The following is a 24,026-nucleotide window of genomic DNA, read 5'->3' on the forward strand; positions in this document are numbered from 1 at the left end:
CGGACCTCCGCGCCGCGCACCCCTGACCGGCACCACACGAAGGAAGCACCACCAGATGAAGTTCACCGACGGGTACTGGCAGGTCCGGCCCGGCATGCACCCGCTCTACGCGGTCGAGGTCGACGACGTCCGCGCGGACGAGGCGGCGGGCACCCTCACCGTGTACGCGCCGACGTCGCGCATCCGGGGCCGGGGCGACACGCTCAACCGCCCGATGCTCACGACGACGTACTCGTCGCCCGCGCCGGGCGTCATCCGGGTGCGCGTCGAGCACCACGCGGGCGCGGTGCGCCGCGGCCCGTCGTTCGCCGTGGCCGGCGAGGCGGGCTTCCGCCCCGAGGTCGAGGTGGACGACGACGTCGCGGTCCTGCGCTCGAAGGACCTCGCCGTGCGCGTGCACCGTGGCGGTCGCTGGCGCGTCGACTTCGAGTCCGGCGGCGAGGTGCTCACGTCGTCGCTGCCCAAGTCGGTCGCGGCCGTGACGTCCGACGACGGCGGCGCGTGGGTCCACGAGCAGCTGAGCCTCGACCCGGGCGAGCTGGTCTACGGCCTGGGGGAGCGGTTCGGCCCGCTCGCGAAGAACGGCCAGACCGTCGACGTGTGGAACGAGGACGGTGGCACGTCCAGCGAGCAGGCGTACAAGAACGTCCCGCTCTACGTGACCACCAAGGGCTACGGCGTGTTCGTCGACCACCCGGAACGCGTGTCGTTCGAGGTGGGCTCCGAGATGAACACGCGCGTGCAGTTCTCGGTCGAGGGCCAGTCCCTCGAGTACCTGGTCATCCAGGGCCCGACGCCGAAGGACGTCCTCACCCGGTACACGGCGCTCACCGGCCGGCCCGCGCGGGTCCCGGCGTGGTCCTTCGGGTTGTGGCTGTCGACGTCGTTCACGACGAGCTACGACGAGGAGACCGTCACCGGCTTCATCGACGGCATGGCCGAGCGCGACCTGCCGCTGTCGGTGTTCCACTTCGACTGCTTCTGGATGCGCGAGTACCAGTGGGTCGACTTCGAGTGGGACCCGCGCACGTTCCCCGACCCCGAGGGCATGCTGCGCCGCCTGCACGAGCGCGGCCTCAAGGTGTGCGTCTGGATCAACCCGTACGTCGCGCAGCGGTCCCCGCTGTTCGCGGAGGCGGCCGAGCGCGGCTACCTCCTGCGCCGCACCGACGGCAGCGTGTGGCAGTGGGACATGTGGCAGGCCGGCATGGGCCTCGTCGACTTCACCAACCCCGACGCGACCGCGTGGTACGTCGGCAAGCTCGAGGCGCTGCTCGACCAGGGCGTCGACTGCTTCAAGACCGACTTCGGCGAGCGCATCCCGGTGGACGACGTCGTGTGGCACGACGGATCGGACCCGCAGCGCATGCACAACTACTACGCGCAGCTGTACAACGAGGCCGTCTTCCGCCTGCTCGAGCGGCGGCGCGGCGAGGGGGACGCGGTGCTCTTCGCCCGCTCCGCGACCGCCGGCGGCCAGCAGCTGCCCGTCCACTGGGGCGGCGACTGCGACTCCACGTACGCGTCGATGGCCGAGTCGCTGCGCGGAGGCCTGTCGCTCGCGATGTCGGGCTTCGGGTACTGGAGCCACGACATCGGCGGCTTCGAGGGCACGCCCGACCCGGGCGTGTTCAAGCGCTGGCTCGCCTTCGGCCTGCTGTCGTCGCACTCGCGCCTGCACGGGTCCGGCTCGTACCGCGTCCCGTGGGCGTTCGACGAGGAGGCCGTCGACGTCACGCGCCGCTTCACGCACCTCAAGCTCTCGCTCATGCCGTACCTCGGGCGGGTCGCGGAGGAGGCGCACGCGCTGGGCCACCCCATGATGCGTCCGATGCTGCTCGAGTTCCCGGTCGACCGCAGCGCGCACACCGCCGACACGCAGTACCTGCTCGGCGACGCGCTCCTCGTCGCGCCGGTGTTCCGCGCCGACGGCCGCGTGGAGTACTACGTCCCCGAGGGCACGTGGACCCGCCTCGTCGACGGGGCGGCCGACGGGCCCGCCGGTGCGCTCCCGGCCACCGTGACCGGGCCGCGCTGGGTCACCGAGACCCACGGGTTCGACTCCCTGCCCGTGCTCGTGCGTCCCGGCACCGTCCTGCCCGTGGGCGCGCGCACCGACCGGCCCGACTACGACTGGGCCGACGGCGTCACCCTGTACGCGTACGAGCTCCCCGACGGCTACGACGGCACGGTCGTCGTGCCCGGTCCCGACGGCGCCGCCGGTGCGACGTTCCGCGTCTCTCGCTCCGGCTCGGTCGTCACCGCGACGTCCGACGACGCCCCGGGCCGCTGGGCGCTGCGCTGCGGCGCCGCCACGGACGAGGCGAACGGCGCGGGCCGCATCTCCGTCGACGTCCCGACCGACGGGCGCTGACCCCGTATCCTGGAGGCCGGCGGCGTGGGAGCGCTTCCACGCCGCCGCCCGCCCGCACTGCCAGAACTACCGTCGCCGCACCGCGACCGACCAGCGAGGTACCCCGTGACCACCGACACCACCACCCCGTCCGCGACGGGCGCCGAGACCGCCCCCGCTCGCTCGGGCGCGCGCACCTTCCCCACCGACTTCGTGTGGGGCTCCGCGACGGCCGCCTACCAGATCGAGGGAGGCGCGGCCGAGGGCGGCCGCACGCCGTCGATCTGGGACACGTACTCCCACACGCCCGGGCGCACGCTCAACGGCGACACCGGCGACGTCGCCGACGACCACTACCACCGCTGGGCCGAGGACGTGCAGCACATCGCCGACCTCGGGCTCGGCGCGTACCGCTTCTCCATCTCCTGGTCGCGCGTGCAGCCCGGCGGCACCGGCCCCTCAACCCCGAGGGCGTCGCGTTCTACTCCCGCCTCGTCGACGCGCTCCTGGAGAAGGGCGTCAAGCCCGTCGTCACCCTCTACCACTGGGACCTGCCCCAGGAGCTCGAGGACGCCGGCGGCTGGGCCAACCGCGACACCGCACTCGCCTTCGCCGAGTACGCCCGCCACATGGCGCGCGAGCTCGCGACCGCGTCGACACGTGGACCACGCTCAACGAGCCGTGGTGCACCGCGTACCTCGGCTACGGCTCCGGCGTGCACGCCCCCGGGCGTACCGAGCCCGAGGCGGCGCTCGCGGCCGTGCACCACCTCAACCTCGCCCACGGGCTCGCCGTCGCCGCGATCCGCGACGAGCTGGGGGAGGACACCAAGACCTCCATCACGCTCAACCTCCACGTCATCCGCCCCGACGACCCGGAGTCCGACGCCGACCGCGACGCCGTGCGCAAGATCGACGCGCTCGCCAACCGCGCGTTCCTCGGACCCGTGCTCGACGGCGCCTACCCGCAGGACCTCCTCGACGACACCGCGCACGTCAGCGACTGGTCGTTCGTCCGCGACGGCGACCTCGAGCTCGTCCGCCAGCCGCTGTCCGTCCTCGGCGTGAACTACTACTCGACCGTGCGCGTGCGGCACTACTCCGGCGAGGGGGAGCGGTCGGAGAACGACGGCCACGGCGCCTCCAGCCACAGCCCGTGGATCGGGGTCACCGACGTCGAGTTCGTCCAGCAGCCCGGGCCCTACACCGCGATGGGCTGGAACATCGAGCCCGCCGGCATGACCGAGCTGCTCGTCTCCGTCGCGCGGACTACCCCGACCCAGCCCCTCATGGTCACCGAGAACGGCGCCGCGTTCCACGACGAGGTCACCACCGACGCCGACGGGACGCCCCGCGTCCACGACGACCGTCGCGTCGCCTACCTCCACGACCACGTCGACGCCGTCGGCGCAGCGATCGACGCCGGGGCCGACGTGCGCGGGTACTTCGCGTGGTCGCTGCTCGACAACTTCGAGTGGGGGTACGGGTACGACCGGCGCTTCGGCATCATCCGCGTCGACTACGACACGCTCGAGCGCACGTGGAAGGACTCCGCGCACTGGTACCGCCGGCTCGCGACGTCGTCCGTGCTCCCGGGGGTCGACGAGACGCTCTGACCCGTCGCCGAGGCCCGTCCGTGAATTCCCCACGGGCGGGCCTTCGTGCGTCCGCGGGCGGGCCTGCGCGGTAGGGGGCTCGGGCGAGCCTGCGCGCGTGGACCTCCGCGGGCGGGGTCGCGGGTCTACCATCCGCCGCTCGTGCCTCGCGGCTCCCGCCAGACCCACCACGACCCGCGACCCGCCCGCTCCGGTCCGCCCGCTCCGGTCCGCCCGCTCCGGTCCGCCCGCTCCGGTCCGCGCGTCGGCTTCCGTCGACCGCACAGGGACGTGCGACCGAGCACTGTCGGCCGGCGGACGGCGTCCGTGGCGGTGACGTTTCTCGCACCGCGGCACCGGGGCGCGACACGCCGGAGGATCACGAGTCGGTGACGAGTTCCGACGTCGGTTTGCCCGGTTCGTGCGATTCCGTCGTGACACGCCGCGGCGCCGCGGAGGCCGTTTCTCTCCCTGCACAGGGTGTGGACGGGAGCCGTCCCCAGGCTGTGGACCGGCGCTCGCGGGGCGCGACACCAGGCCGATCCGCGGTCGTCGGACCGGTGGACGAGGGGGTGCGGAGCAGGCTGTCAGGGGTGCCTGGGAGCATAGAGATCACCGGCTACCACGGCTCGGCGGGTGAAGTTGCCGATGGGCCGCGACACGACATCTAGTGGGCTCGCACTCGATCGACCCCTAGGTATAGTGGTTGGCACACCGAGGGGGCGCAGAGCCTCCCGAGGCTGACACATACGTAGTTCCACCGGTGTTCTTCGAGGTCAGAGACACGTCTCCCTCCCCGAGGACCGGGCCCAGAGCGAGAGACGAGGAGTCCCCCACCATGAGCGTCACGGTCTACAGCAAGCCGGCTTGCGTTCAGTGCGACGCGACGTACCGCGCTCTCGACAAGAAGGGCGTCGAGTACACCGTCGTGGACATCAGCCAGGACGCCGAGGCGCTCGAGCTGGTGCGCGGGCTCGGCTACCTGCAGGCCCCCGTCGTGGTGGCGGGCGAGGACCACTGGTCGGGCTTCCGCCCCGACCAGATCAACGCCCTCGCGCAGAAGGTCGCCCCGGTCGTCGCCTGACCGGACGGACGACGGGCCGGCCGGCGACGGCCGGCCCGACACCGCCGGGGCGGGTGACCGCCCCGGCACCAGCGCACAGCAGGCGGCACGCAGAGCAGGACGGAGGTGCGTCCCCGTGGGGTCGCTCGTCTACTTCTCCAGCGTCAGCGAGAACACGCACCGCTTCGTCCAGCGGCTCGGCCTGCCGGGCCTCGGCATCGACGTGCAGCGCATCCCCCTGCGGCCCACCGACGGGTTCCTGCGGGTGGACGAGCCCTACGTGCTCATGGTCCCGACCTACGGGGGCGGCAACGAGGGCGGTGCCGTCCCGCGCCAGGTCGTGAAGTTCCTCAACGACGTGCACAACAGGTCGTTGATCCGCGGTGTCATCGCCGCGGGCAACACCAACTTCGGCGAGGCCTACTGCATCGCCGGCGACATCATCTCCGCGAAGTGCCAGGTGCCCTACCTGTACGCCTTCGAACTCCTGGGGACAGCCGAGGACGCCGCGCGCGTCCGCGACGGATTGGGACGATTTTGGCAACGACAGTCACAGATTCCGGCGTGATCGCGGAGGGCGGCGCCGTCGACGGTGCCGAGGCCTCGGCACCGCAGGTGGCGCTCGCGAGCACGCAGCTCGACTTCCACGCGCTCAACGCGATGCTCAACCTCTACGGCCCGAACGGCGAGATCCAGTTCGACAAGGACCGCGAGGCCGCGCGGCAGTACTTCCTGCAGCACGTCAACCAGAACACGGTCTTCTTCCACGACCTCGCCGAGAAGCTCGACTACCTCGTCGAGAACAAGTACTACGACCCGGCCGTGCTCGCGAAGTACGACCGCGCGTTCGTGACGTCGCTCTTCGAGTTCGCGTACTCCAAGAAGTTCCGCTTCGAGACGTTCCTCGGCGCGTTCAAGTACTACACGTCGTACACGCTCAAGACGTTCGACGGGAAGCGCTACCTCGAGCGTTTCGAGGACCGCGTGTGCATGGTCGCGCTCGGTCTCGCGGACGGGGACGAGCAGCAGGCCCTCGACATCGTCGAGGAGGTCATCTCGGGTCGCTTCCAGCCCGCGACGCCCACGTTCCTCAACGTCGGCAAGGCGCAGCGCGGCGAGCCCGTGTCCTGCTTCCTGCTGCGCATCGAGGACAACATGGAGTCCATCGCGCGCGGCATCAACTCCGCCCTGCAACTGTCCAAGCGCGGCGGCGGCGTCGCGCTGCTGCTGAGCAACATCCGCGAGCACGGCGCCCCGATCAAGCACATCGAGAACCAGTCGTCGGGCGTCATCCCCGTGATGAAGCTCCTCGAGGACTCCTTCTCCTACGCGAACCAGCTCGGTGCGCGCCAGGGCGCCGGTGCCGTGTACCTGCACGCGCACCACCCCGACATCCTGCGGTTCCTCGACACCAAGCGCGAGAACGCGGACGAGAAGATCCGGATCAAGACGCTGTCGCTCGGCGTCGTGATCCCCGACATCACGTTCGAGCTCGCGAAGAAGAACGAGGACATGTACCTCTTCTCGCCGTACGACGTCGAGCGCGTCTACGGCCAGCCGTTCGCCGACATCTCCGTCACCGAGAAGTACGCCGAGATGGTCGACGACTCGCGCATCCGCAAGACGAAGATCAAGGCGCGCGACTTCTTCCAGACCATCGCCGAGCTGCAGTTCGAGTCCGGCTACCCGTACATCATGTTCGAGGACACGGTGAACAAGGCGAACCCCGTCAAGGGCCGCATCACCCACTCGAACCTGTGCTCCGAGATCCTCCAGGTCTCCACGCCGTCGACGTTCAACGAGGACCTCTCGTACGACCACGTCGGCCGCGACATCTCCTGCAACCTCGGCTCGCTCAACATCGCCAAGACGATGGACTCGCCCGACTTCGCCAAGTCCATCGACACCGCGATCCGGGCCCTCACGGCCGTGTCGGACCAGACGAGCATCGAGTCGGTGCCGTCCGTCAAGCGCGCCAACGAGATGGGCCACGCGATCGGCCTCGGCCAGATGAACCTCCACGGCTACCTCGCGCGCGAGCGGATCCACTACGGCTCCACCGAGGGCGTGGACTTCACGAACATCTACTTCTACACGGTCGCCTACCACGCCATCGCGGCGTCCAACCGGCTCGCGATCGAGCGCGGGCGCGCGTTCGGCGGCTTCGAGGACTCGAAGTACGCGAGCGGCGAGTACTTCGACAAGTACACCGACCAGGTGTGGCAGCCCGAGACCGAGCGCGTGCGCCAGCTCTTCGCCGACGCCGGCGTGCACATCCCGACGCAGGACGACTGGAAGGCCCTCAAGGCCTCCGTCATGGAGCACGGGATCTACAACCAGAACCTCCAGGCCGTCCCGCCGACCGGCTCGATCTCGTACATCAACAACTCGACGTCGTCGATCCACCCGGTGCCGTCGAAGATCGAGATCCGCAAGGAAGGCAAGATCGGTCGCGTCTACTACCCGGCGCCGTACCTGACGAACGACAACCTCGAGTACTACGAGGACGCGTACGAGATCGGGTACGAGAAGATCATCGACACCTACGCCGCCGCGACGCAGCACGTCGACCAGGGCCTGAGCCTCACGCTGTTCTTCAAGGACACGGTCACGACGCGCGACGTCAACCGCGCCCAGATCTACGCGTGGCGCAAGGGCATCAAGACGCTCTACTACATCCGCCTCCGCCAGCTGGCCCTCGAAGGGACCGAGGTGGAGGGTTGCGTCAGCTGCATGCTCTAGTCGCCTGAGGCAACCGTTTGCGGTTGCCGTCGCGGGCCTCGGCGCCGCGACGTCCGGAGCGAGGGGCGCCGGTCTACCATCCGGCCGCTCGTGCCTCGCGGCCTCCCGCCAGGCCCGCCACGACCGGCGCCCCTCGCTCCTCCCGCCGCTCACCGTGCGGCTCACCTTCACTGTCGGCAGCAGTGCCCGACGGCGTAGGGTCCGGTCAGTCGAAACGTCCCGGTCGGTCCGGGGTCAGCAGGAGAGAAGAAGGCAGATGTCGCCCACCGGGAAGCTCAAGCTCATCGATCGCGTGAGCGCGATCAACTGGAACCGTCTCGAGGACGACAAGGACCTCGAGGTCTGGGACCGGCTCGTCGGCAACTTCTGGCTGCCCGAGAAGGTGCCGGTGTCGAACGACATCCAGTCGTGGCACACGCTCACCGAGTCCGAGCAGCAGCTCACGATGCGCGTGTTCACGGGCCTGACGCTGCTCGACACGATCCAGGGCACCGTGGGCGCCGTCTCGCTCATCCCGGACGCGCTGACGCCGCACGAGGAGGCGGTGTACACGAACATCGCGTTCATGGAGTCGGTGCACGCGAAGAGCTACTCGTCGATCTTCTCGACGCTGTGCTCCACGCGCGAGATCGACGACGCTTCCGCTGGTCGGAGGAGAACCCGAACCTCCAGCGCAAGGCCGAGATCGTCATGGACTACTACAAGGGCGACGAGCCGCTCAAGCGCAAGGTCGCGAGCACCCTGCTCGAGTCGTTCCTGTTCTACTCCGGCTTCTACCTGCCGATGTACTGGTCGAGCCGCGCCAAGCTGACGAACACGGCCGACCTCATCCGCCTCATCATCCGCGACGAGGCCGTGCACGGGTACTACATCGGCTACAAGTTCCAGAAGGGCCTCGAGAAGCTCGCGCCCGCGCAGCGCGACGAGCTCAAGGCGTACACGTTCGAGCTGCTCTTCGAGCTGTACGACAACGAGGTGCAGTACACCGAGGACCTCTACGACGGCGTCGGGCTCACCGAGGACGTCAAGAAGTTCCTGCGGTACAACGCCAACAAGGCGCTCATGAACCTCGGGTACGAGGCGCTGTTCCCCAAGGACGAGACCGATGTCAACCCGGCGATCCTGTCCGCGCTGTCCCCGAACGCCGACGAGAACCACGACTTCTTCTCCGGCTCCGGCTCCTCGTACGTCATCGGCAAGGCCGTGAACACCGAGGACGACGACTGGGACTTCTGACCCGGCCCACCACCACGCACGACGCCGCCGCCCCGCGAAGGGCGGCGGCCGTCGTCGTCCGTCGGCAGACCTCCGTCATCCGACCGGAGGCGTCGTCACTGCCTCGACCGGCGGGTCGGCCGACCATGGGAACGTGATCCACAGGTCGGTGTCGCGCCACGAGTAGTCCGGCTGGATGATCGTGCGCGGCTTCGTGTACAGCACGGCCGACCGGGCCTCCGCGCCGTGCTCGTTCAGCATCTCCATCACCAGGGCGAGCGTGCGGCCCGAGTCCGCGACGTCGTCGACCACGAGGACGTGCGCGCCCGGCAGGTCGGACGTGTCCATGAGCGGCGGCAGCACCTTCGGGTCGGCGAGCGTCTGGCCGATGTCGGTGTAGAACTCCACGTTGAGCGTGCCCACGCCCTTCGTGCCGAGCGCGTACGCGACCGCGCCGCCCGGCAGCAGGCCGCCGCGCGCCACGGCGACGACGACGTCGGGCCGGAACCCGCTCGCCACCACCTGCTCCGCGAGCTCGCGCGCCGCCACCCCGAACGCGTCCCACGTGAGCACCTCGCGCTCCGGTGCGACCGCGGCCGGACCGGCGCCGTCGGGCGCGGGAGACGCCGGGCGCGTGCCCGGGGAGGCGTTCGTCGAGGACTCGGTCATCCCACGAGCCTACGTACCACCACCCTGTCACCGGGCGCGTCGCACCACCACGGGCCGGACGAGGACGAGGGCCGCCCCCCCGGGAACGGGGAGCGGCCCTCGTGCGTGGCGGCCTGCGGGTGGCTGCCGTCAGACCCTCGTCAGTACGCGGCGAGGATGTCGACGACGAACACGAGCGTCTCGTTCTGCAGCTCGTGGCCCTCGCTCGCGCCGTAGCCCAGCTCCGGCGGGATGACCAGCAGCACCTGGGAGCCGACGGTCTGGCCCGTCAGGCCCTGCGACCAGCCGGCGACGACGCCGTTGAGCGGGAACGTGGCGGGCTCGCCGCGGTCCCACGACGAGTCGAACTGCTCGCCGTCCAGCTTCCAGCCGGTGTAGTGCGCGATGACCGTCTGGTCGGCCGTGACCTCGGGGCCGGAGCCCTTGATCAGCGGCTGGACGACGAGCTCCGACGGTGCCTCGTAGCCCTCGGGGATCTCGATGCTCGGCTTCCCGGAGTCGTCGAGCGTCACGACGGGCAGGCCCTCGGCGGGCGTGACGGCCTCGCCCTCGGCGCGGTCGGGCACGTCCGCCGGGTCCGGCGTGACGGGCGCGTCCTGCACGCCCGTGACCTCGGCGACGGTCAGGTAGGTGACCGTCTCGCCCGTCGCCTGGTCGGGGGAGGGGCTCGCGAAGAGGAAGCGCGTCCCCACGTTCGTCCCCTCGAGCACGTCCAGCAGCTGCGGGTACAGCGTGTCGTCGAGCACGAGCTGCTCCGGGGTGTCGGCCTCCCAGGTGGAGCCGAGCTTGCTGCCGTCGGCGCCGGAGTAGGCCGCGGTGTGCATCGTGATCTGCTTGCCCGTCTCGATGGGGTCGCCGTCGCCCTCGCCGAGCGAGATCGCCACCGGGCCGCTCACCTCGAACGGCGTCTCGAACTCGAGCGTGGGCTCGGAGCCCGGGTCGCCCGTGACCGTCACGGACTCCAGGGCGGCGACGTCCTCGGGAGCGGAGGCCGCCGCGTCGCTCGCGGAAGGGCTCGGCGAGTTCTCGTCCTCCGACCCGCCGTCGCCCGACGCGCAGCCGGCGAGCAGGAGGGAGGCGCCGAGGGTGAGCGCGGCGACGCCGCGCAGGGTGCGGTGCTTCACGAGGGGGTCCTTCGGTCGAGGGGACGGCGCTCGCGCCGTCGAGGTCTGTGCCGCAGCCGGTCGAGCCGCGACGACGGTCTCGGCCACGGTGCAGCACCGGCCCGGACACTCTAGCCGTCCGCTCTGGACGCCCGCTGGGAGCGGTCCGAGTTCGGGCGGCGCCCTGTCCCGGGCCATGATGGAGGGGTGCCGTCCCGCAGACCCTCCCGCAAGCGGCCGTGGGCCGCCGAGCCCGCCCCGCTCGACCTCGACCGCGCCCTCGGCGGTGCGCGCCGCGAGTCCGGGTCCGACGGCGAGTGGTCGGTCCGGACCGTACGCGGCGGCGAGAAGACATACCTGTGCCCGGGGTGCCGGCAGGAGATCCCGCCCGGCACCGGGCACGTCGTCGCGTGGCAGGAGGACTCGTTCTTCGGCACGGAGACGGCGCTGGAGCACCGTCGCCACTGGCACACGTCGTGCTGGCAGGCGCGCGAGCGTCGTCGTCCCCGCTGAGCGGTCCCGCGCGGCGACGGCGCCGCAGGGGCGCTGCGCGCGGGAGGAACTAGGCTCGACGACGATGAGCACCGCACCCGACGCCGCGCCGTCCGACCCCGCCTCGTCCGAGCCCGTGCCCGCCCCCGCCGAGGGCAGCACACCGATCCGGTCGCTGACGGTCCTGCCCGCGCGCCGCCAGGACGTCGAGCTGCACACCGCGGACGGGCTGACCCTCGTCGGCGAGCTCGCGCTCCCCGAGGACCGCGAACCCGTCGCGACCCTCGTCACCTTCCACCCGCTGCCGACGCACGGCGGGTACATGGACTCCCACGTGTACCGGAAGGCGGCGTGGCGCCTGCCGGCGCTCGCAGACCTTGCGGTGCTGCGCTTCAACACCCGCGGCACGTCGTCGCCGCGGGGCTCGAGCGAGGGCGCCTTCGACGGCGGCGAGGCCGAGCGGTTCGACGTCGCGGCCGCGATCGAGTTCGCCGAGTTCCACGACCTGCCGCACCCGTGGCTCGTCGGCTGGTCCTTCGGCACCGAGCTGGCGCTCAAGCACGGCGCCGACCCGGCCGTGGAGGGCGCGATCCTCCTGTCGCCGCCGCTGCACCGTGCGACGGACGACGACCTCGACCGGTGGGACGCGTTCGGCAAGCCCCTCGTCGTGCTCGTGCCCGAGCTCGACGACTACCTGCGCCCGGACGAGGCGCGGCGCCGCTTCGCGCGCGTGCGCCAGGCCGAGGTGATCGGCGTCGAGGGTGCCAAGCACCTGTGGTGGGGGAGGCGTCGGTGCGCCGCGTGCTCGACGAGATCGTGGGGCACGTGCGCCCCGGGCATCCTCTGCCGCTGCCCACGACGTGGACCGGGAGCGACCCGGGGTCCGTGCGCGACGCGGATCAGGACACCGAGACGAGCGACCAGGCCAGCTACGACGCGAGCCGCGAGGACGGCGTCGCCGACTGACCGGCCGGCCGCCCGCCGGGCCACCCGTGACCGTCCGCGTGCGGCGTCGCGCGGCGCGTGCGGGCATGGCAGCGTGGGACGCGCGACCGAGGACCCGAGCACGAGAGGAGACCACGTGACGACGCCCGAGCTCGAGACGTACACGCTGCAGGAGAGGAGCGGCACCCCGCTCGTCCTGCTGCACGCCTTCCCGGTCGACCACCGGATGTGGGACGACGTCGTCGAGGCGCTGCCCGACGACCAGCGCGTGCTCGCCGTCGACCTCCCGGGGATGGGGAAGAGCCCGGACGGCCCGCAGCCCCCGACGATCGAGGCCGCGGCCGACGCGACCGTCGCCGCGCTGCGGCGGTTGGACGTCGCGAGCGCCGTGGTCGCAGGGCTGTCGATGGGCGGGTACGTCGCGCTCGCGATCGCCGAGCGCGACCCGGACCTGGTACGGGCCCTGGCGCTCGTCGACACGAAGTCGACCGCCGACACCGAGGAGGCGCGGGCGAACCGGCTGCGCATCGCCGACGAGGCGGAGTCCGCGCAGTCGGTCGACGCGGTGCTCGGGATGCCGGCCGCCTGCTGGGGGAGACGAGCCGCGCCGTCCGCCCCGAGCTCTCGACGCGCCTCGAGCAGTGGATCCGCGAGCAGCGCCCCGAGGGCGTCGCCTGGTCGCAGCGGGCGATGGCGGCGCGCCCGGACCGCACGCACGTGCTGGAGGCGTTCGCCGGGCCGGTGGCCGTCGTCGTCGGCGAGGAGGACGGCGTGACGCCGCCCGAGGAGGCCGAGCGGATGGCGCGCGCGGCCAGGAGGTCGCAGCTCGTGCGCGTCCAGGCGGCGGGTCACCTCAGCGCCGTCGAGGACGCTGCCGCCGTCGCCGACACGCTCGCCGACCTCGTCGCCCGCGCCTCCTGAGCCGCGCCGGTCAGGGCCGGCCGGTCAGGGGCCGGTCGGTCAGGGCCGGTCGAGCACGCCGGCCAGCGCGTCCGCGAGGTCGACGGACTCGCCGTCGCGGCCGCCCTTGCCGAGCACCAGGGGCGGGTCGGACGGCGTGAGCCGGGCGCCCCGCAGCCGCGCCACCAGGCTCGCCGGGACACCGAGGACGTAGAACTCGCCGTCCGTCCCGACGGCGACGCTGCGGTTGCGGCGCAGGTACCAGCCCTCGACGTCGGTGCGGTAGGTCGCGCCGCCCGTGAACGCTCGCGCGCGCAACGGCTCGGGCGCCACGCCGCGCTCCCGTGCCGCCGCGACGAAGTCGGCGACGAGCGCGCGCGCCGCCGTGCTCTCGGCGGCGCGGCGACGGTCCAGCTCGCGCTGCTGGTGCTCGGCCGCCTCCGTCCGCTGCCGACGCCACGCCTCGGCGTCGGCAGCGGGGCGAGGGCTCGTGTCGCTCATCCGGCGGTCGTCCTGTGGTCCGTCGCCCGGATCACGCCGAGGCGGGTGTACCCGTGTCGCGTCGGTCGGTGCTCGTGCCCTTGCTCTTGCCCGAGTCCGTGCCCGTCGTCGCGTCCTCCTGCGGCGCCTCCACCGTGCCCACCTTCTGGACCGCGTCCTCCGGGACGACGGGGAACTCGGCCGTGAGGAGCTGCGCCGCGCGGGCCTGCTGCGCGGGCGTCGCCGAGGGGACCGGTGCGGGACGCGGTGCCACCTTCGCGCTCTCCTGGTCGCCGAGGAGACCGCGGAGCTCGTCGAGGTACGTGTTGATGGAGTCGTGCTGGCGCGTGAGGTCCTCGAGCTGGCGCTGCGCGACGGCGCGCTGCTGCTCCGCCTCGGCCTTCGCGTCCCCGACCGTCTGCTCCGCGAACTCGCGGGCCTCGGCGACGATGCGGTCGGCGTTGCGCCGCGCGGTCGACATGAGGTCCTTGACGTACGCGTCGGACTCGGCGCGCACCTTCTCGGCGTTCTCGAGCGCGAGAGCGACGCGCTTCTCGGCCTCCGTCGCGTGCTCCTCGGCCGTCGCGACGAGCTTCTCCGTCTCGGCCTTCGCGGTCGCGTGGCGCTCGGCGTTCTCGCGCTCGGCCTCCTCGCGGCGGCGCACGACGTCGAGCTCGGCGTCGGCGAGCGCGGTGCGCGCCTGGTCGCGCAGCTCCTCCATCTCGGAGGTGACGGCGTTGGCCGCCTCGGTGGCCTTGCGCTGCGCCTCGTCGACCTGGCGCTGCGCCTCCCGGCGCGCGTTCTCCAGCAGCTCGGCGGACTCGCGCTCTGCCGTCTCGCGCTGCGCGGCGGTCTCGGCGGCGACGCGGGCGCGCAGCTCGGCGGCCTCGCGCTCCGTCGTGACGCGCAGCTCCGTCGTCTCGCGCTCGACCGACGCCCGCAGGGTCCCCAGCTCGCGCTCGAGCGACGCACGGCGCTCGCTCTCCTCGGTCGCGATGGCGCTCTGGATGCGGGCGGCCTCGCGCTCGGCGGAGCCCACGAGCTCCTCGGCGCGCCGCTGCGCGCCCACGAGCGTGCTCTCCGCCTCCGACGTGCTCGTGGACCGGATCTCCTCGGCCTCGAGCCGCGCGCTGTTCAGCAGCTCCGCGACCTCGTTCTCGGCGCGCGAGCGCACCTGCCCCGCCGACAGCTTGGCGCGCGCCATGATGTCGGCCGCCTGGCTGTTCGCCTGCGACAGGATGTCCGCCGACTGCTCCTCGGCGGAGCGCATGAGCTGCTCGATGCGGGACCCGAGACCCGCGTAGGAGGGGCGGTCCGCCTCGCGCAGCTGGCGCTGGGCGTCCCCGAGGTCCGTCGTGAGCTGCATGACGCGCGCGTCGGACGACTCGAGCCGCGTGCGGGCGTCGTCGAGCGCCTTCTCCAGCTTCGCGAGCTGAGCCTCGACCTGGACACGGTCGTAGCCGCGCATGGTGATGGGGAAGAGCGTGCGCTCGTCGGACACGTCGATGACCTCCGGTGTGGTTCGTCCTGAGCAACCACCGCGGGGCGACCGAGCTCCCCCAGCGTGGTCGGAGGGCGACGGTCCGCGCCGAGGCCCCCTGCGTCCGACCCAGGATACGGCCCGGCGTGCGCCCTGAATACCCGGATCGGCTCACCCGGCGCGTCCGGGTGGGGCGGGGTCGGGGGCGCCGCGGGGCCGCGACGTGAACACTTGGTGAGGATCCCCGACGACGGCCCCGTACTCGATCCCGAGGACGATCCGCACCTATCCTGGAACGTCGATCGACGAAGGGAAGCTCGGTGCTGCAACGAATCATCGCCGCGGTCCTGGTCGTGGCGGGGCTCGTCGCCGTCGGCCTGGGCATCGCGTCCGCCACGGTGTGGCGGGACAGCGACACGGTCACCGCGACCACCGCGTTCACGGGCGACGGGACGATGCTCGTCACCGAGCCCGGCGTGCTCGACCTCGTGGACGAGGACGTCACCATCCGGGCGACCGCTCCCGGCGAGCAGGAGGTGACCCTGGCGATCGGCCGCGAGGTCGACGTCACGGGATGGGTCGGCGCGGAGCCCCACGGCGCGGTGACCGGGCTCGCCGACTGGGACCGGCTCGCCACCGAGCAGGTCACCGCCGAGGAGGCCGCCACGTCCGACGGCGAGACCGAGGCGCCGGCCGAGGGGAGACGCCCGCCGAGGATGCCGAGACCCCTGCGGACGACGCCGAGGCGCCGGCCGAGGAGGCGCCCGTCGTGGGCGTCGACCCGGCCGGCTCCGACATGTGGGTCGCCGAGGCCTCCGACGCCGGGTCCGTGTCGCTGCGCTGGTCCGACCAGCCCGGCCGCTGGCAGCTGCTGGCCGCCGGGGTCGGCGAGGAGGCCGTGCGCCGACGCTCGAGCTCTCGTGGCCGCGCGAGGTCGACACGCCGTACCTGTGGCCCGGCGTCATCGGCGGCGTCGTCCTGATCCTGCTCGGCCTGGGCATCGGCGTGGCCGCGCTGCGGCCGGGGCGTCGGCAGACGTCCGGCCGCCGGGGGGCCACGGGGCGACACCGGTCGTGGCGCCCGCCGACCCCGCCGACCCCGTCGGTGAGGAGCGTCCGTCGTCCGGCACGTCGACCGGCGACGACGAGCCGCCGACCGACAGCGCCGAGGTGCGTACCCTCACGCGCCGCCAGCTGCGCGAGCGCGAGGAGGCCGAGCGCCTGGCCCAGCAGGCGCAGTCCCGGCCGCAGAAGCCGCGGCGCGCGTGGCTGACGGGCCAGATCCCGGTCGTGCCGCGCGACAAGCGGCCGAGGACCGCGGCGCAGCCCGTCGTCGAGCCGCAGCCCGAGCACCCCACCGAGCAGGACAGCGCCACGACGAGGGCCGACGCCTGGCGGCGCGCGTGGGGCTTCAGCGCCGGCCCGTCGCAGCCGGCCCCTCCTGCCGACGACACGGACGAGACGAAGGACACGACCCGATGAGCACGACCCACCGCACCGCCCCGCGCGCGCGCCGGGCTCGCCTCGGCGCGGTCGCGTCGGTCGCGGGCGTCGTCCTGCTGGCCGGCTGCGCGTCGCCGCTGCCCACGCCCGAGCCCGACGAGAGCCCCGCCACCCCGCCGCCGGTCCTCGACGAGGGCCAGGAGTCCGAGGTGCTCGCCGCGGTGGGCGCCGCCCTCGAGGAGGCCGGGGCGGCCAACGACCCCGCGCTGCTCGAGGACCGGCTGACGGGCCCCGCGCTGGACATCCGCACGAGCCAGCTCGCCGTCGCGCAGGCGCGCGGCGACGGCGACCTCGTGACCGAGCTGCCGACCGACGTGCAGCAGGTCGTCCTCCCGACGACGCAGACGTGGCCGCGCACCTCCTACGCGGTGAGCGTGCAGCCGGAGAGCCTGCAGTCCCTACGGCTGACCGTCTACGAGCAGGCCGGTCCGCGCGACCAGTACGAGCTGTGGGGGTGGGTGCGGCTGTTCCCGAGCACGACCCTCCCGAGCTTCGCCGCGCCCACGCTCGGCAGCGAGGCCGTCGCGCCCGACGACGACTCGCTGCTCGTCCCGCCCACGGACGCTCTCGCGCAGTACGCGGACGTCCTCAACGTGGGCTCGTCGTCGAGCTTCGCGGGCACGTTCCCGGACGACCCGTTCCGTGCGCTCCTCGCGGAGCGCGCGAAGCTGTGGAACGACGCCCTCGCGCCGGCGGCCGGGTCGTACTCCCTGACGTTCACGCCGGACCCGGACGAGCCGGTGCGCGCCGTGCGGACCGCCGACGGCGGCGCGCTCGTCGTGGGCGCCATGACCTCGGCGGAGTCGATGACGGCGGAGGAGGGCGCCGTCGTCCCGCCGTCGACGGAGACCGAGAAGGCGCTGTTCGGCGACACCGAGGCCACGAACGTGCTCAAGGTCGGCTACGTCGACGTCGTCGCCATGTACGTGCCGCCCGCGGGCTCGGAGGAGCAGGTCCGCGTGCTCGGCACCGAGCACGTCGCGACGTCGATCGCCACCTCCTGACCCTCCGTAGGATGCACCCATGAGCGAACCCACCCAGCCGACGTTCGACGTGCGAGGCGCGGTCGACCTCTCCGCGCTGAACCGGCCGCAGGCGCCCCCGCCGGGACAGGACGGCGGCGCGCCCGCGGCCGGCGGGTACGTCGTCGACGTCACCGAGGAGACGTTCCCGCAGCTCGTCCAGGACTCCGCGCAGTACCCGGTCGTCGTGCTCCTGTGGATCCCGACCGACCAGGCGAACGCCCAGTTCGGCACCGAGCTCGCGCCCTCGCCGACGAGTACGCCGGCCGGTTCCTGCTGGCCCGCGTCGACGCGCAGGCGTTCCCGCAAGTCGCCGCCGCGTTCCAGGTGCAGGGCGTGCCGACGGTCGTCGCGGTGCTGCAGGGCCAGCCCGTGCCGCTGTTCCAGGGCGCGGCGCCGGCCGAGCAGGTGCGCTCCGTCCTCGACCAGGTGCTCGAGGCGGCCGAGGCCAACGGCGTGACCGGCCGCGCCCCGGCGCAGGGCGGCGACGGCACGCCCGCCGAGGACGTCGCGGCACCGGCACCGGAGCCCGAGCCGGAGCTTCCCCCGCTGCACCAGGAGGCCTACGACGCCATCGAGCGCGACGACCTCGAGTCCGCCGCCGCGGCCTACACGACGGCGATCAAGCAGGACCCGAAGGACGCGCTCGCCGTCGCCGGCCTCGCCCAGGTCCGGTTGCTCCAGCGCACCCGGGACGCGGACCTGGCGGCCGCCCGCGCCGCGGCCGCGGACGCCCCGGCCGACGTCGACGCGCAGCTCGCGGTCGCCGACCTCGACCTCCTCGGCGGCAAGGTCGACGACGCCTCGGGCGTCTCCTCGACCTCCTGCCGTCCGCGGACGCCGACGGCAAGGAGAAGCTGCGCGTGCGCCTCCTCGACTACTTCGAGGTCGTCGGACCGACCGACCCCCGCGTCGGCAAGGCCCGCCAGCGCCTCGCGATCAGCCTGTACTGACCCCGGCAGCCTGGCACCCGCGCCCCGTCCGCTCCGGCGGGCGGCGCGGTCGTCCACGAGGGCACCACGGTCCACGGTTGCCGAGCTCCCCGCCGTGGAGTTGGCTGGTCCTGTCACAGGGTCGTGGCGCCCCGGGGGAGACGACGATGAGTGCTGCCGATGCCGTGATCGACGTCCACGGCCTGACGAAGTCGTACGGGAGGTTCCCGGCGCTCACCGGCCTGGACCTGGTGGTCGAGCGCGGGCAGGTGCACGGGTTCCTGGGCCCGAACGGTGCGGGCAAGTCGACCACGATCCGGGTGCTGCTCGGCCTGCTGCGAGCCGACGGCGGGACGGTGCGCCTCCTGGGCGAGGACCCGTGGTCGGACGTCGTGGCGCTGCACCGCCGGCTCGCGTACGTGCCGGGCGACGTGTCGCTGTGGCCGGGAATGACCGGCGGCGAGGCGATCGACCTGCTCGGGTCGATGCGGGGCGGGCTGGACGAGGAGCGGCGCGCGGAGCTGGTCGAGCGGTTCGAGCTGGACCCGACCAAGCGGGGCCGGCAGTACTCCAAGGGCAACCGGCAGAAGGTCGCGATCGTCGCGGCCCTGGCCTCGGACGCGGAGCTGCTGATCCTGGACGAGCCCACCAGCGGGCTGGACCCGCTGATGGAGGCCGTGTTCCAGGACGTGATCGGCGAGGCGAAGCAGCGGGGGGCGACCGTGCTGCTGTCCAGCCACGTCATGGCCGAGGTCGAGACCCTGGCCGACCGGCTCAGCATCATCCGGGACGGCAGGGTCGTGCGGACCGGCACCCTGACCGACCTGCGCGGCGACGCCCGCACCACGGTGCACGCCGTCCTCGAGCGGGTCCCGGACGGACGGACCCTGGCCGCGCTGCACGAGGTCCGCCTCGACGGCCGCACGCTGTCCGCGACGATCGAGTCCGACCGGATCGGGCAGGCCATGACCGTGCTGACCGGGTACGGGCTCGTGTCGCTCACGGTCGAGCCGCCCTCGTTGGAGAGCCTGTTCCTGCGCCTGTACGACGACGCCCCGTCGACGTCCGGCCCCGCCGAGGTGAGCCGATGACCTCGACCACCTCCGCCGTCCGCCGCCGTCCCACGCGCGGTGCGGGCGACAGCCTCACCGGCACCGCGCTGCTGCTGCGCACCACCCTCGAGCACGACGGCCGGAGGTTCGCCCCGTGGATCGTCGCCGTGACCGTGCTCTCCGCGTCCTCCGTGCTCGTCTACCCGTGGGTGTTCCCCACCCAGGAGGCCCGCCAAGGACTGGCTGCCGCCGTCGGGTCCAACCCCGCCCTCGGGCTGATCTTCGGCCCCGCCTACGACCTCACCACCGCCGACGGGTTCAACGTCCTCGTCGCCGGCCTGCTCGTCGCGTGCCTCGCCGCCGGCGCCGACGTCGCGTCCGGTTCGGCGACGCCCTGCTGCAGGCCGTGGCCACCGTCCCGGCCGTCTGGACCGTGGCCGCCGTGTCGGTCGCCGCGGTCGGCGCGCGCCCCGCGGTCAGCCTCGTGGCGTGGGTGGGGGTCCTCGCCTCGTTCGCCCTCACCCTGCTCGGCCCCACCTTCGGGCTCGACGACTGGGTCCTCGGGATCAGCCCGTTCTGGCACGTCCCCGACGTCGCGGCGCCCGACGTCGACCTCACCGGGCTCGGCTGGGTCAGCCTGTTCACCCTCGGGTTCGTCCTCCTCGGGCTCGCCGGGTTCCGCCGCCGCGACCTCGCGCGCTGACCAGCGACCCGTCAGCCGGGGCGAGCCACGAGGACGCTCACGCCGGCACGAGGTAGAGCGCGCCGAGCGGCGGCACGCGCAGCTCGACGGAGTGCGCGCGCCCCTTCCACGGCACGGCCTCGGCCTGCACCTCGCCGAGGTTCCCGACGCCGGACCCGCCGTACACCTCCGCGTCGGTGTTGAGCACCTCGCGCCACGCGCCGTCGGAGGGCAGGGCGAGCCGGAAGCCTCGTGCGGCGTCCCGGCGAAGTTCACGACGACGGCGACCTGGCTCCCGTCGCGGCCGCGACGCAGGAAGGCGAGCAGGTTGTGGTCGGCGTCGTCGGCGTCGAGCCACTCGAACCCGGCCGGGTCGTGGTCGAGCTCCCACAGCGCGGGCGTGGCGCGGTAGAGCGCGTTGAGGTCGCGCACGGTGCGCTGGATGCCGGCGCGGCCGGGGTCGGCGGCGAGGCCGTCCCAGTCGAGCGAACGGCCCTCGTTCCACTCGGTGTGCTGCCCGATCTCGCTGCCCATGAACAGCAGCTGCTTGCCCGGGTGCGACCACTGGTACGCGAGGAACGAGCGGACCCCGGCGCGCTTCTGCCAGTCGTCGCCGGGCATCTTGCCGTACAGCGAGCCCTTGCCGTGCACGACCTCGTCGTGGCTGATCGGCAGGACGAACTGCTCGGAGTACGCGTAGACCATCGAGAACGTGATCTCGTGGTGGTGGTAGCGCCGGTTAATGGGCTCCTCGGCCACGTAGCGCAGGGAGTCGTTCATCCAGCCCATGTTCCACTTGAGCCCGAACCCGAGACCGCCGGACGACGTGGGCCGCGTGACGCCGGGCCAGGCGGTGGACTCCTCGGCGATCATCATGACGCCGGGCGTGCGCCGGTAGGCGGTGGCGTTGGCCTCCTGGAGGAACGAGATGGCCTCGAGGTTCTCGCGCCCGCCGTGCACGTTGGGGTGCCACTGCCCGGGCCCGCGCGAGTAGTCGAGGTAGAGCATCGAGGCGACGGCGTCGACGCGCAGGGCGTCGACGTGGAACTCCTCGAACCAGTAGGTCGCGTTGGCGACGAGGAAGTTGCGCACCTCGTTGCGCCCGAAGTCGAACACGTACGTGCCCCAGTCGGGCTGCTCGCCGCGCAGCGGGTCGGCGTGCTCGTACAGCGGCGTGCCGTCGAAGCGCGCGAGCGCCCACTCGTCGCGGGGGAAGTGGGCGGGTACCCAGTCGACGATGACGCCGACTCCGGCGGCGTGCAGGGCGTCGACGAGGTGGCGCAGCTCGTCGGGGTGTCCGAAGCGCGACGTGGGGGCGTAGTAGCCGGTGACCTGGTAGCCCCAGGACCCGCCGAAGGGGTGCTCGGCGACGGGGAGGAGCTCGACGTGGGTGAACCCCTGCTCCACGACGTACGCGGTGAGCTCGTCCGCGAGCTCGCGGTAGCCGAGGCCCTGGCGCCACGACCCCAGGTGGACCTCGTAGACGCTCAGCGGACCGTCGTGCGGGTCGCTCGACGCGCGCGCGGCCAGCCAGGCGTCGTCGGACCACGCGTGGTCGGACTCCACGACGACGCTCGCCGTCGCGGGCGGGACCTCGGCGCCCTTGGCGAGCGGGTCGGCCTTCTGCCGCCACGACCCGTCGGGGCCGAGGATCTCGTACTTGTAGCGCTCGCCGCCGCGCACGCCGGGGACGAACAGCTCCCAGACGCCGCTCGACCCGAGCGAGCGCATGGGGTGCGTGGCACCCCACCCGTTGAAGTCGCCGATGACGCGCACCGCGCGCGCGTTCGGCGCCCACACGGCGAAGGCCGTGCCCGTGGTGTCGCCGAGCACGCTGGGGTACGTGCGGACGTTGGCGCCGAGGACGCGCCACAGCTCCTCGTGGCGGCCCTCACGGACGAGGTGCTGGTCGACCTCGCCGAGCGTGGGCAGGAAGCGGTAGGGGTCGTCGGCCGTCGTCACGTGCTCGCCGTACCGGGCGCGCACGCGGTAGTCGGGCGCGTGGCGCGCGCCGTCGGCGTCCACGGGGACGGGGACGACGGCCGCCCACACGCCGTCGACCTCGTGGACGGCGGCGTGCTCGCCGTCGGTCGTGACGACGACGACCTCGTCGGCGAGCGGCCGCAGCACCCGGACGACGGCGCGCGCGTCGTCGACGTCGGGGACGAGGTGCGGGCCGAGGACGGCGTGCGGGTCGAAGGTGCGTCCGGCCGAGGCGGCAGCCAGGGCCTCCGGCTGCACGACGACGGGAAGAGGCGTGGGGGTGGAGTCCGGCCCGGTCATGGGGCAACCTTTCCACGTCTGCCCGTCGTCCACATGGCGAGCCCGGCCGAGGTGGGCGCGGGGCCGTCATCCGGCCCCGGCGAGGAGCCGGTCGACGGCGGCGAGCGGGATCGGCTCCCAGTCGGGCCGGTTGCGCGACTCGTAGACGACCTCGTAGAGCGCCTTGTCGAGCGTGAGGGCGCGCACGAGGGCCTGCGTCGTCGCGGCGTCGACTCCGGCGGTGTCGGCGCGCTCGTACGCCTCGAGGAACGCCGTGCGGGCCTGCACCGCCCAGCCCGGGTCCGGCGCGCTGCCGACCGCCGCGGCGTAGTCGAAGGAGCGGACGACGCCCGCGACGTCGCGCAGCGCGAGGTCGGGACGCGTGCGCTCGGCCACGGGACGCAGCGGCTCGCCCTCGAAGTCCAGAACCTTCCAGCCGAACCGGCGCGCGTGCAGCACCTGCCGAGGTGCAGGTCGCCGTGCACGGTCTGCAGCCGCGGCAGGGCGTCGGGGACGTGCGCGACCCCGGCCAGCCGCTCGGCCGTCCGGTCCCAGAACGCCGCGATCTCGTCGGCGCGCCGGGCGAGCGCGTGCGACGACGCGACCGCCTCGTCGGACCGGCGGCGCAGGTCGTCGACGAGCCACCGGGCGTCCACGGGCTGCCCGACGCCGAACGCCTCCCGCAGCGCGGCGTGCAGGTCGGCGAGCACGCGTCCGAGGTCGGCCGCGAGCTCGGCGAAGGAGGCCCCCTGGCCGGCGTACGAGCACGCGAGGTCGAACCCGTCGCGAGCGCCCTGGACGAACTCGCCGAGGATCGCGAGGTGGGCGGACCGGGTGGGCGGGGCGGGGCCGGGGTCGTCGGCGGCGTCCCACGTGACCTCGAGCCACGCGAGCGGACGGGGCACGCCGGTCCAGCTGCCGGGCGAGGGCGTGCGGGATCGTCACGTCGGGGTTGGGGCCGACGGCGATGGCGCGCAGGACCTTGAGCATCGTCCCGCCCGCGGTCGCGGGCAGCAGGACCGAGCTGTTCGACTGCTCGACGGACAGCGCGCGCCCGTCCGTGAGGTCGACGCGCGGGCCGGCGGGGTCGCCGTCGTCCGTCGGGTCCGGCAGGTCCCACGTCGCGGCGGCGAGGAGCGCGGCCCAGCAGGCCGGGTGCGCGGCGCCGTCGTGCACGGCCCACGTGGCACCGTCCTCGACGAGCTCACCGATCGGGGCCGGCCCGGGCGTCGTCGCGCGGGCCGTGCCGGCGGGGACGAGCACGAGCGGGACCTGGACGACGAGGTCGACGCCCTCGCCCACGAGACGCACGAGGTGCAGGTCGACCCGCGTCCCCGCCGGGACGTCACCGGTCCCGGGCGGCGGGGGCGACGGGACGTCGAGCGCGAAGGACATCCACGGCTCGTGCCGCACGGCGACGCCCTTGACCGGGTACCAGCGCCGCGCGGGCAGCCAGGCGTCGAGGAGCGCGAGCAGGTCGGGGGAGGGGGTGCTCGTGCGCCGTGCCGTCACCTGTCGCTCCCGTCCCGTCGTCCGCC

The 24,026-nt window shown here is 73.1% G+C and carries 17 protein-coding genes and 5 pseudogenes; 16 read left to right on the forward strand and 6 right to left on the reverse strand.

The genetic code is table 11. The features are described 5' to 3' along the window. Positions 1-55 precede the first annotated feature (55 nt). From yicI to nrdF, 6 genes and pseudogenes are all read left to right on the forward strand, one after another. Positions 56-2,374, forward strand: coding sequence for an alpha-xylosidase (yicI, locus tag BJF88_RS17555; protein WP_075829739.1), 2,319 nt, complete (start codon positions 56-58; stop codon positions 2,372-2,374). 105 nt (positions 2,375-2,479) lie between these two features. Further along, positions 2,480-3,968, forward strand: a pseudogene (locus BJF88_RS17560) (GH1 family beta-glucosidase). A gap of 817 nt (positions 3,969-4,785) precedes the next feature. After that, positions 4,786-5,031 (forward strand): glutaredoxin-like protein NrdH, encoded by a 246-nt coding sequence (gene nrdH / locus BJF88_RS17565; protein ID WP_075829740.1) that lies wholly within the window; start codon positions 4,786-4,788, stop codon positions 5,029-5,031. Positions 5,032-5,146: 115 nt separating this feature from the next. After that, entirely contained in the window at positions 5,147-5,578 is a 432-nt protein-coding gene (gene nrdI / locus BJF88_RS17570; protein ID WP_075829741.1) for a class Ib ribonucleoside-diphosphate reductase assembly flavoprotein NrdI, read from the forward strand. Positions 5,579-5,625: 47 nt separating this feature from the next. After that, entirely contained in the window at positions 5,626-7,752 is a 2,127-nt protein-coding gene (gene nrdE / locus BJF88_RS17575; protein ID WP_075829775.1) for a class 1b ribonucleoside-diphosphate reductase subunit alpha, read from the forward strand. A gap of 256 nt (positions 7,753-8,008) precedes the next feature. Next, positions 8,009-8,988 (forward strand): annotated as a pseudogene (gene nrdF / locus BJF88_RS17580) (class 1b ribonucleoside-diphosphate reductase subunit beta). A 75-nt stretch (positions 8,989-9,063) separates the two neighbouring features. On the opposite strand, the gene BJF88_RS17585 reads toward nrdF, so the two are convergent. After that, positions 9,064-9,636, reverse strand: a complete 573-nt coding sequence (locus BJF88_RS17585; protein WP_083649254.1) for a phosphoribosyltransferase — start codon at positions 9,634-9,636, stop codon at positions 9,064-9,066. A 140-nt stretch (positions 9,637-9,776) separates the two neighbouring features. Further along, a complete protein-coding gene (locus tag BJF88_RS17590) occupies positions 9,777-10,760 on the reverse strand; it encodes an FKBP-type peptidyl-prolyl cis-trans isomerase (RefSeq protein ID WP_083649255.1) in 984 nt (327 codons plus the stop codon). A 186-nt stretch (positions 10,761-10,946) separates the two neighbouring features. On the opposite strand from BJF88_RS17590, the gene BJF88_RS17595 reads away from it, so the two are divergent. The 4 genes and pseudogenes from BJF88_RS17595 (at position 10,947) to BJF88_RS23990 (ending at position 13,097) form a co-directional block, all read left to right on the forward strand. Beyond that, on the forward strand, positions 10,947-11,252 hold the full coding sequence (locus BJF88_RS17595) for a hypothetical protein (protein ID WP_075829742.1): 306 nt from the start codon (positions 10,947-10,949) through the stop codon (positions 11,250-11,252). A gap of 64 nt (positions 11,253-11,316) precedes the next feature. Continuing rightward, positions 11,317-12,197 (forward strand): annotated as a pseudogene (locus BJF88_RS17600) (alpha/beta hydrolase). Positions 12,198-12,402: 205 nt separating this feature from the next. After that, a complete protein-coding gene (locus BJF88_RS17605; protein ID WP_369824679.1) occupies positions 12,403-12,951 on the forward strand; it encodes an alpha/beta fold hydrolase in 549 nt (182 codons plus the stop codon). Continuing rightward, complete coding sequence (locus tag BJF88_RS23990; protein WP_369824675.1) at positions 12,948-13,097, forward strand: alpha/beta hydrolase; 150 nt, start codon at positions 12,948-12,950, stop codon at positions 13,095-13,097. Before BJF88_RS17605 ends, BJF88_RS23990 begins: the two co-directional genes overlap by 4 nt. 39 nt (positions 13,098-13,136) lie before the next feature. Here BJF88_RS23990 and BJF88_RS17610 read toward each other — a convergent pair whose 3' ends face one another. After that, positions 13,137-13,577, reverse strand: a complete 441-nt coding sequence (locus BJF88_RS17610; protein ID WP_075829743.1) for a hypothetical protein — start codon at positions 13,575-13,577, stop codon at positions 13,137-13,139. 31 nt (positions 13,578-13,608) lie between these two features. Then, complete coding sequence (locus tag BJF88_RS17615; RefSeq protein ID WP_075829744.1) at positions 13,609-15,057, reverse strand: hypothetical protein; 1,449 nt, start codon at positions 15,055-15,057, stop codon at positions 13,609-13,611. A 748-nt stretch (positions 15,058-15,805) separates the two neighbouring features. Between BJF88_RS17615 and BJF88_RS17620 the strand changes: the two genes are divergently transcribed. From BJF88_RS17620 to BJF88_RS17645, 6 genes and pseudogenes are all read left to right on the forward strand, one after another. Next, the gene (locus BJF88_RS17620; protein WP_075829745.1) at positions 15,806-16,018 is read left to right on the forward strand and encodes a hypothetical protein; all 213 of its coding nucleotides are present in this window, start codon (positions 15,806-15,808) and stop codon (positions 16,016-16,018) included. 91 nt (positions 16,019-16,109) lie between these two features. After that, the gene (locus BJF88_RS19350; protein ID WP_075829746.1) at positions 16,110-16,517 is read left to right on the forward strand and encodes a hypothetical protein; all 408 of its coding nucleotides are present in this window, start codon (positions 16,110-16,112) and stop codon (positions 16,515-16,517) included. Then, the gene (locus BJF88_RS17630) at positions 16,514-17,542 is read left to right on the forward strand and encodes a hypothetical protein (RefSeq protein ID WP_075829747.1); all 1,029 of its coding nucleotides are present in this window, start codon (positions 16,514-16,516) and stop codon (positions 17,540-17,542) included. The genes BJF88_RS19350 and BJF88_RS17630 overlap by 4 nt, the downstream gene beginning before the upstream one ends. Before the next feature lie 19 nt (positions 17,543-17,561). After that, positions 17,562-18,513, forward strand: a pseudogene (locus BJF88_RS17635) (co-chaperone YbbN). Between the two features lie 146 nt (positions 18,514-18,659). Continuing rightward, on the forward strand, positions 18,660-19,583 hold the full coding sequence (locus BJF88_RS17640) for an ABC transporter ATP-binding protein (protein WP_075829748.1): 924 nt from the start codon (positions 18,660-18,662) through the stop codon (positions 19,581-19,583). 367 nt (positions 19,584-19,950) lie between these two features. Further along, complete coding sequence (locus BJF88_RS17645) at positions 19,951-20,247, forward strand: hypothetical protein (protein ID WP_158068971.1); 297 nt, start codon at positions 19,951-19,953, stop codon at positions 20,245-20,247. Positions 20,248-20,284: 37 nt separating this feature from the next. Here BJF88_RS17645 and glgB read toward each other — a convergent pair. Both glgB and BJF88_RS19355 read right to left on the reverse strand, forming a co-directional pair. Next, positions 20,285-22,509: pseudogene (glgB, locus tag BJF88_RS17650) on the reverse strand (1,4-alpha-glucan branching protein GlgB). Between the two features lie 66 nt (positions 22,510-22,575). Then, positions 22,576-24,000, reverse strand: a complete 1,425-nt coding sequence (locus BJF88_RS19355) for a hypothetical protein (RefSeq protein WP_255372154.1) — start codon at positions 23,998-24,000, stop codon at positions 22,576-22,578. Positions 24,001-24,026: the final 26 nt, after the last annotated feature.

Source organism: Cellulosimicrobium sp. CUA-896 (assembly GCF_001942335.1).
In the GTDB taxonomy this organism is placed as follows: domain Bacteria; phylum Actinomycetota; class Actinomycetes; order Actinomycetales; family Cellulomonadaceae; genus Cellulosimicrobium.

Excerpts from the sequence above, each read along its gene's own strand:
- yicI (WP_075829739.1), top strand. The coding sequence starts at position 56 with ATGAAGTTCACCGACGGGTACTGGCAGGTCCGGCCCGGCATGCACCCG.
- nrdH (WP_075829740.1), top strand. The coding sequence starts at position 4,786 with ATGAGCGTCACGGTCTACAGCAAGCCGGCTTGCGTTCAGTGCGACGCG.
- BJF88_RS17585 (WP_083649254.1), bottom strand. The coding sequence starts at position 9,636 with ATGACCGAGTCCTCGACGAACGCCTCCCCGGGCACGCGCCCGGCGTCT.
- BJF88_RS17605 (WP_369824679.1), top strand. The coding sequence starts at position 12,403 with ATGTGGGACGACGTCGTCGAGGCGCTGCCCGACGACCAGCGCGTGCTC.
- BJF88_RS17610 (WP_075829743.1), bottom strand. The coding sequence starts at position 13,577 with ATGAGCGACACGAGCCCTCGCCCCGCTGCCGACGCCGAGGCGTGGCGT.
- BJF88_RS17630 (WP_075829747.1), top strand. The coding sequence starts at position 16,514 with ATGAGCACGACCCACCGCACCGCCCCGCGCGCGCGCCGGGCTCGCCTC.
- BJF88_RS17640 (WP_075829748.1), top strand. The coding sequence starts at position 18,660 with ATGAGTGCTGCCGATGCCGTGATCGACGTCCACGGCCTGACGAAGTCG.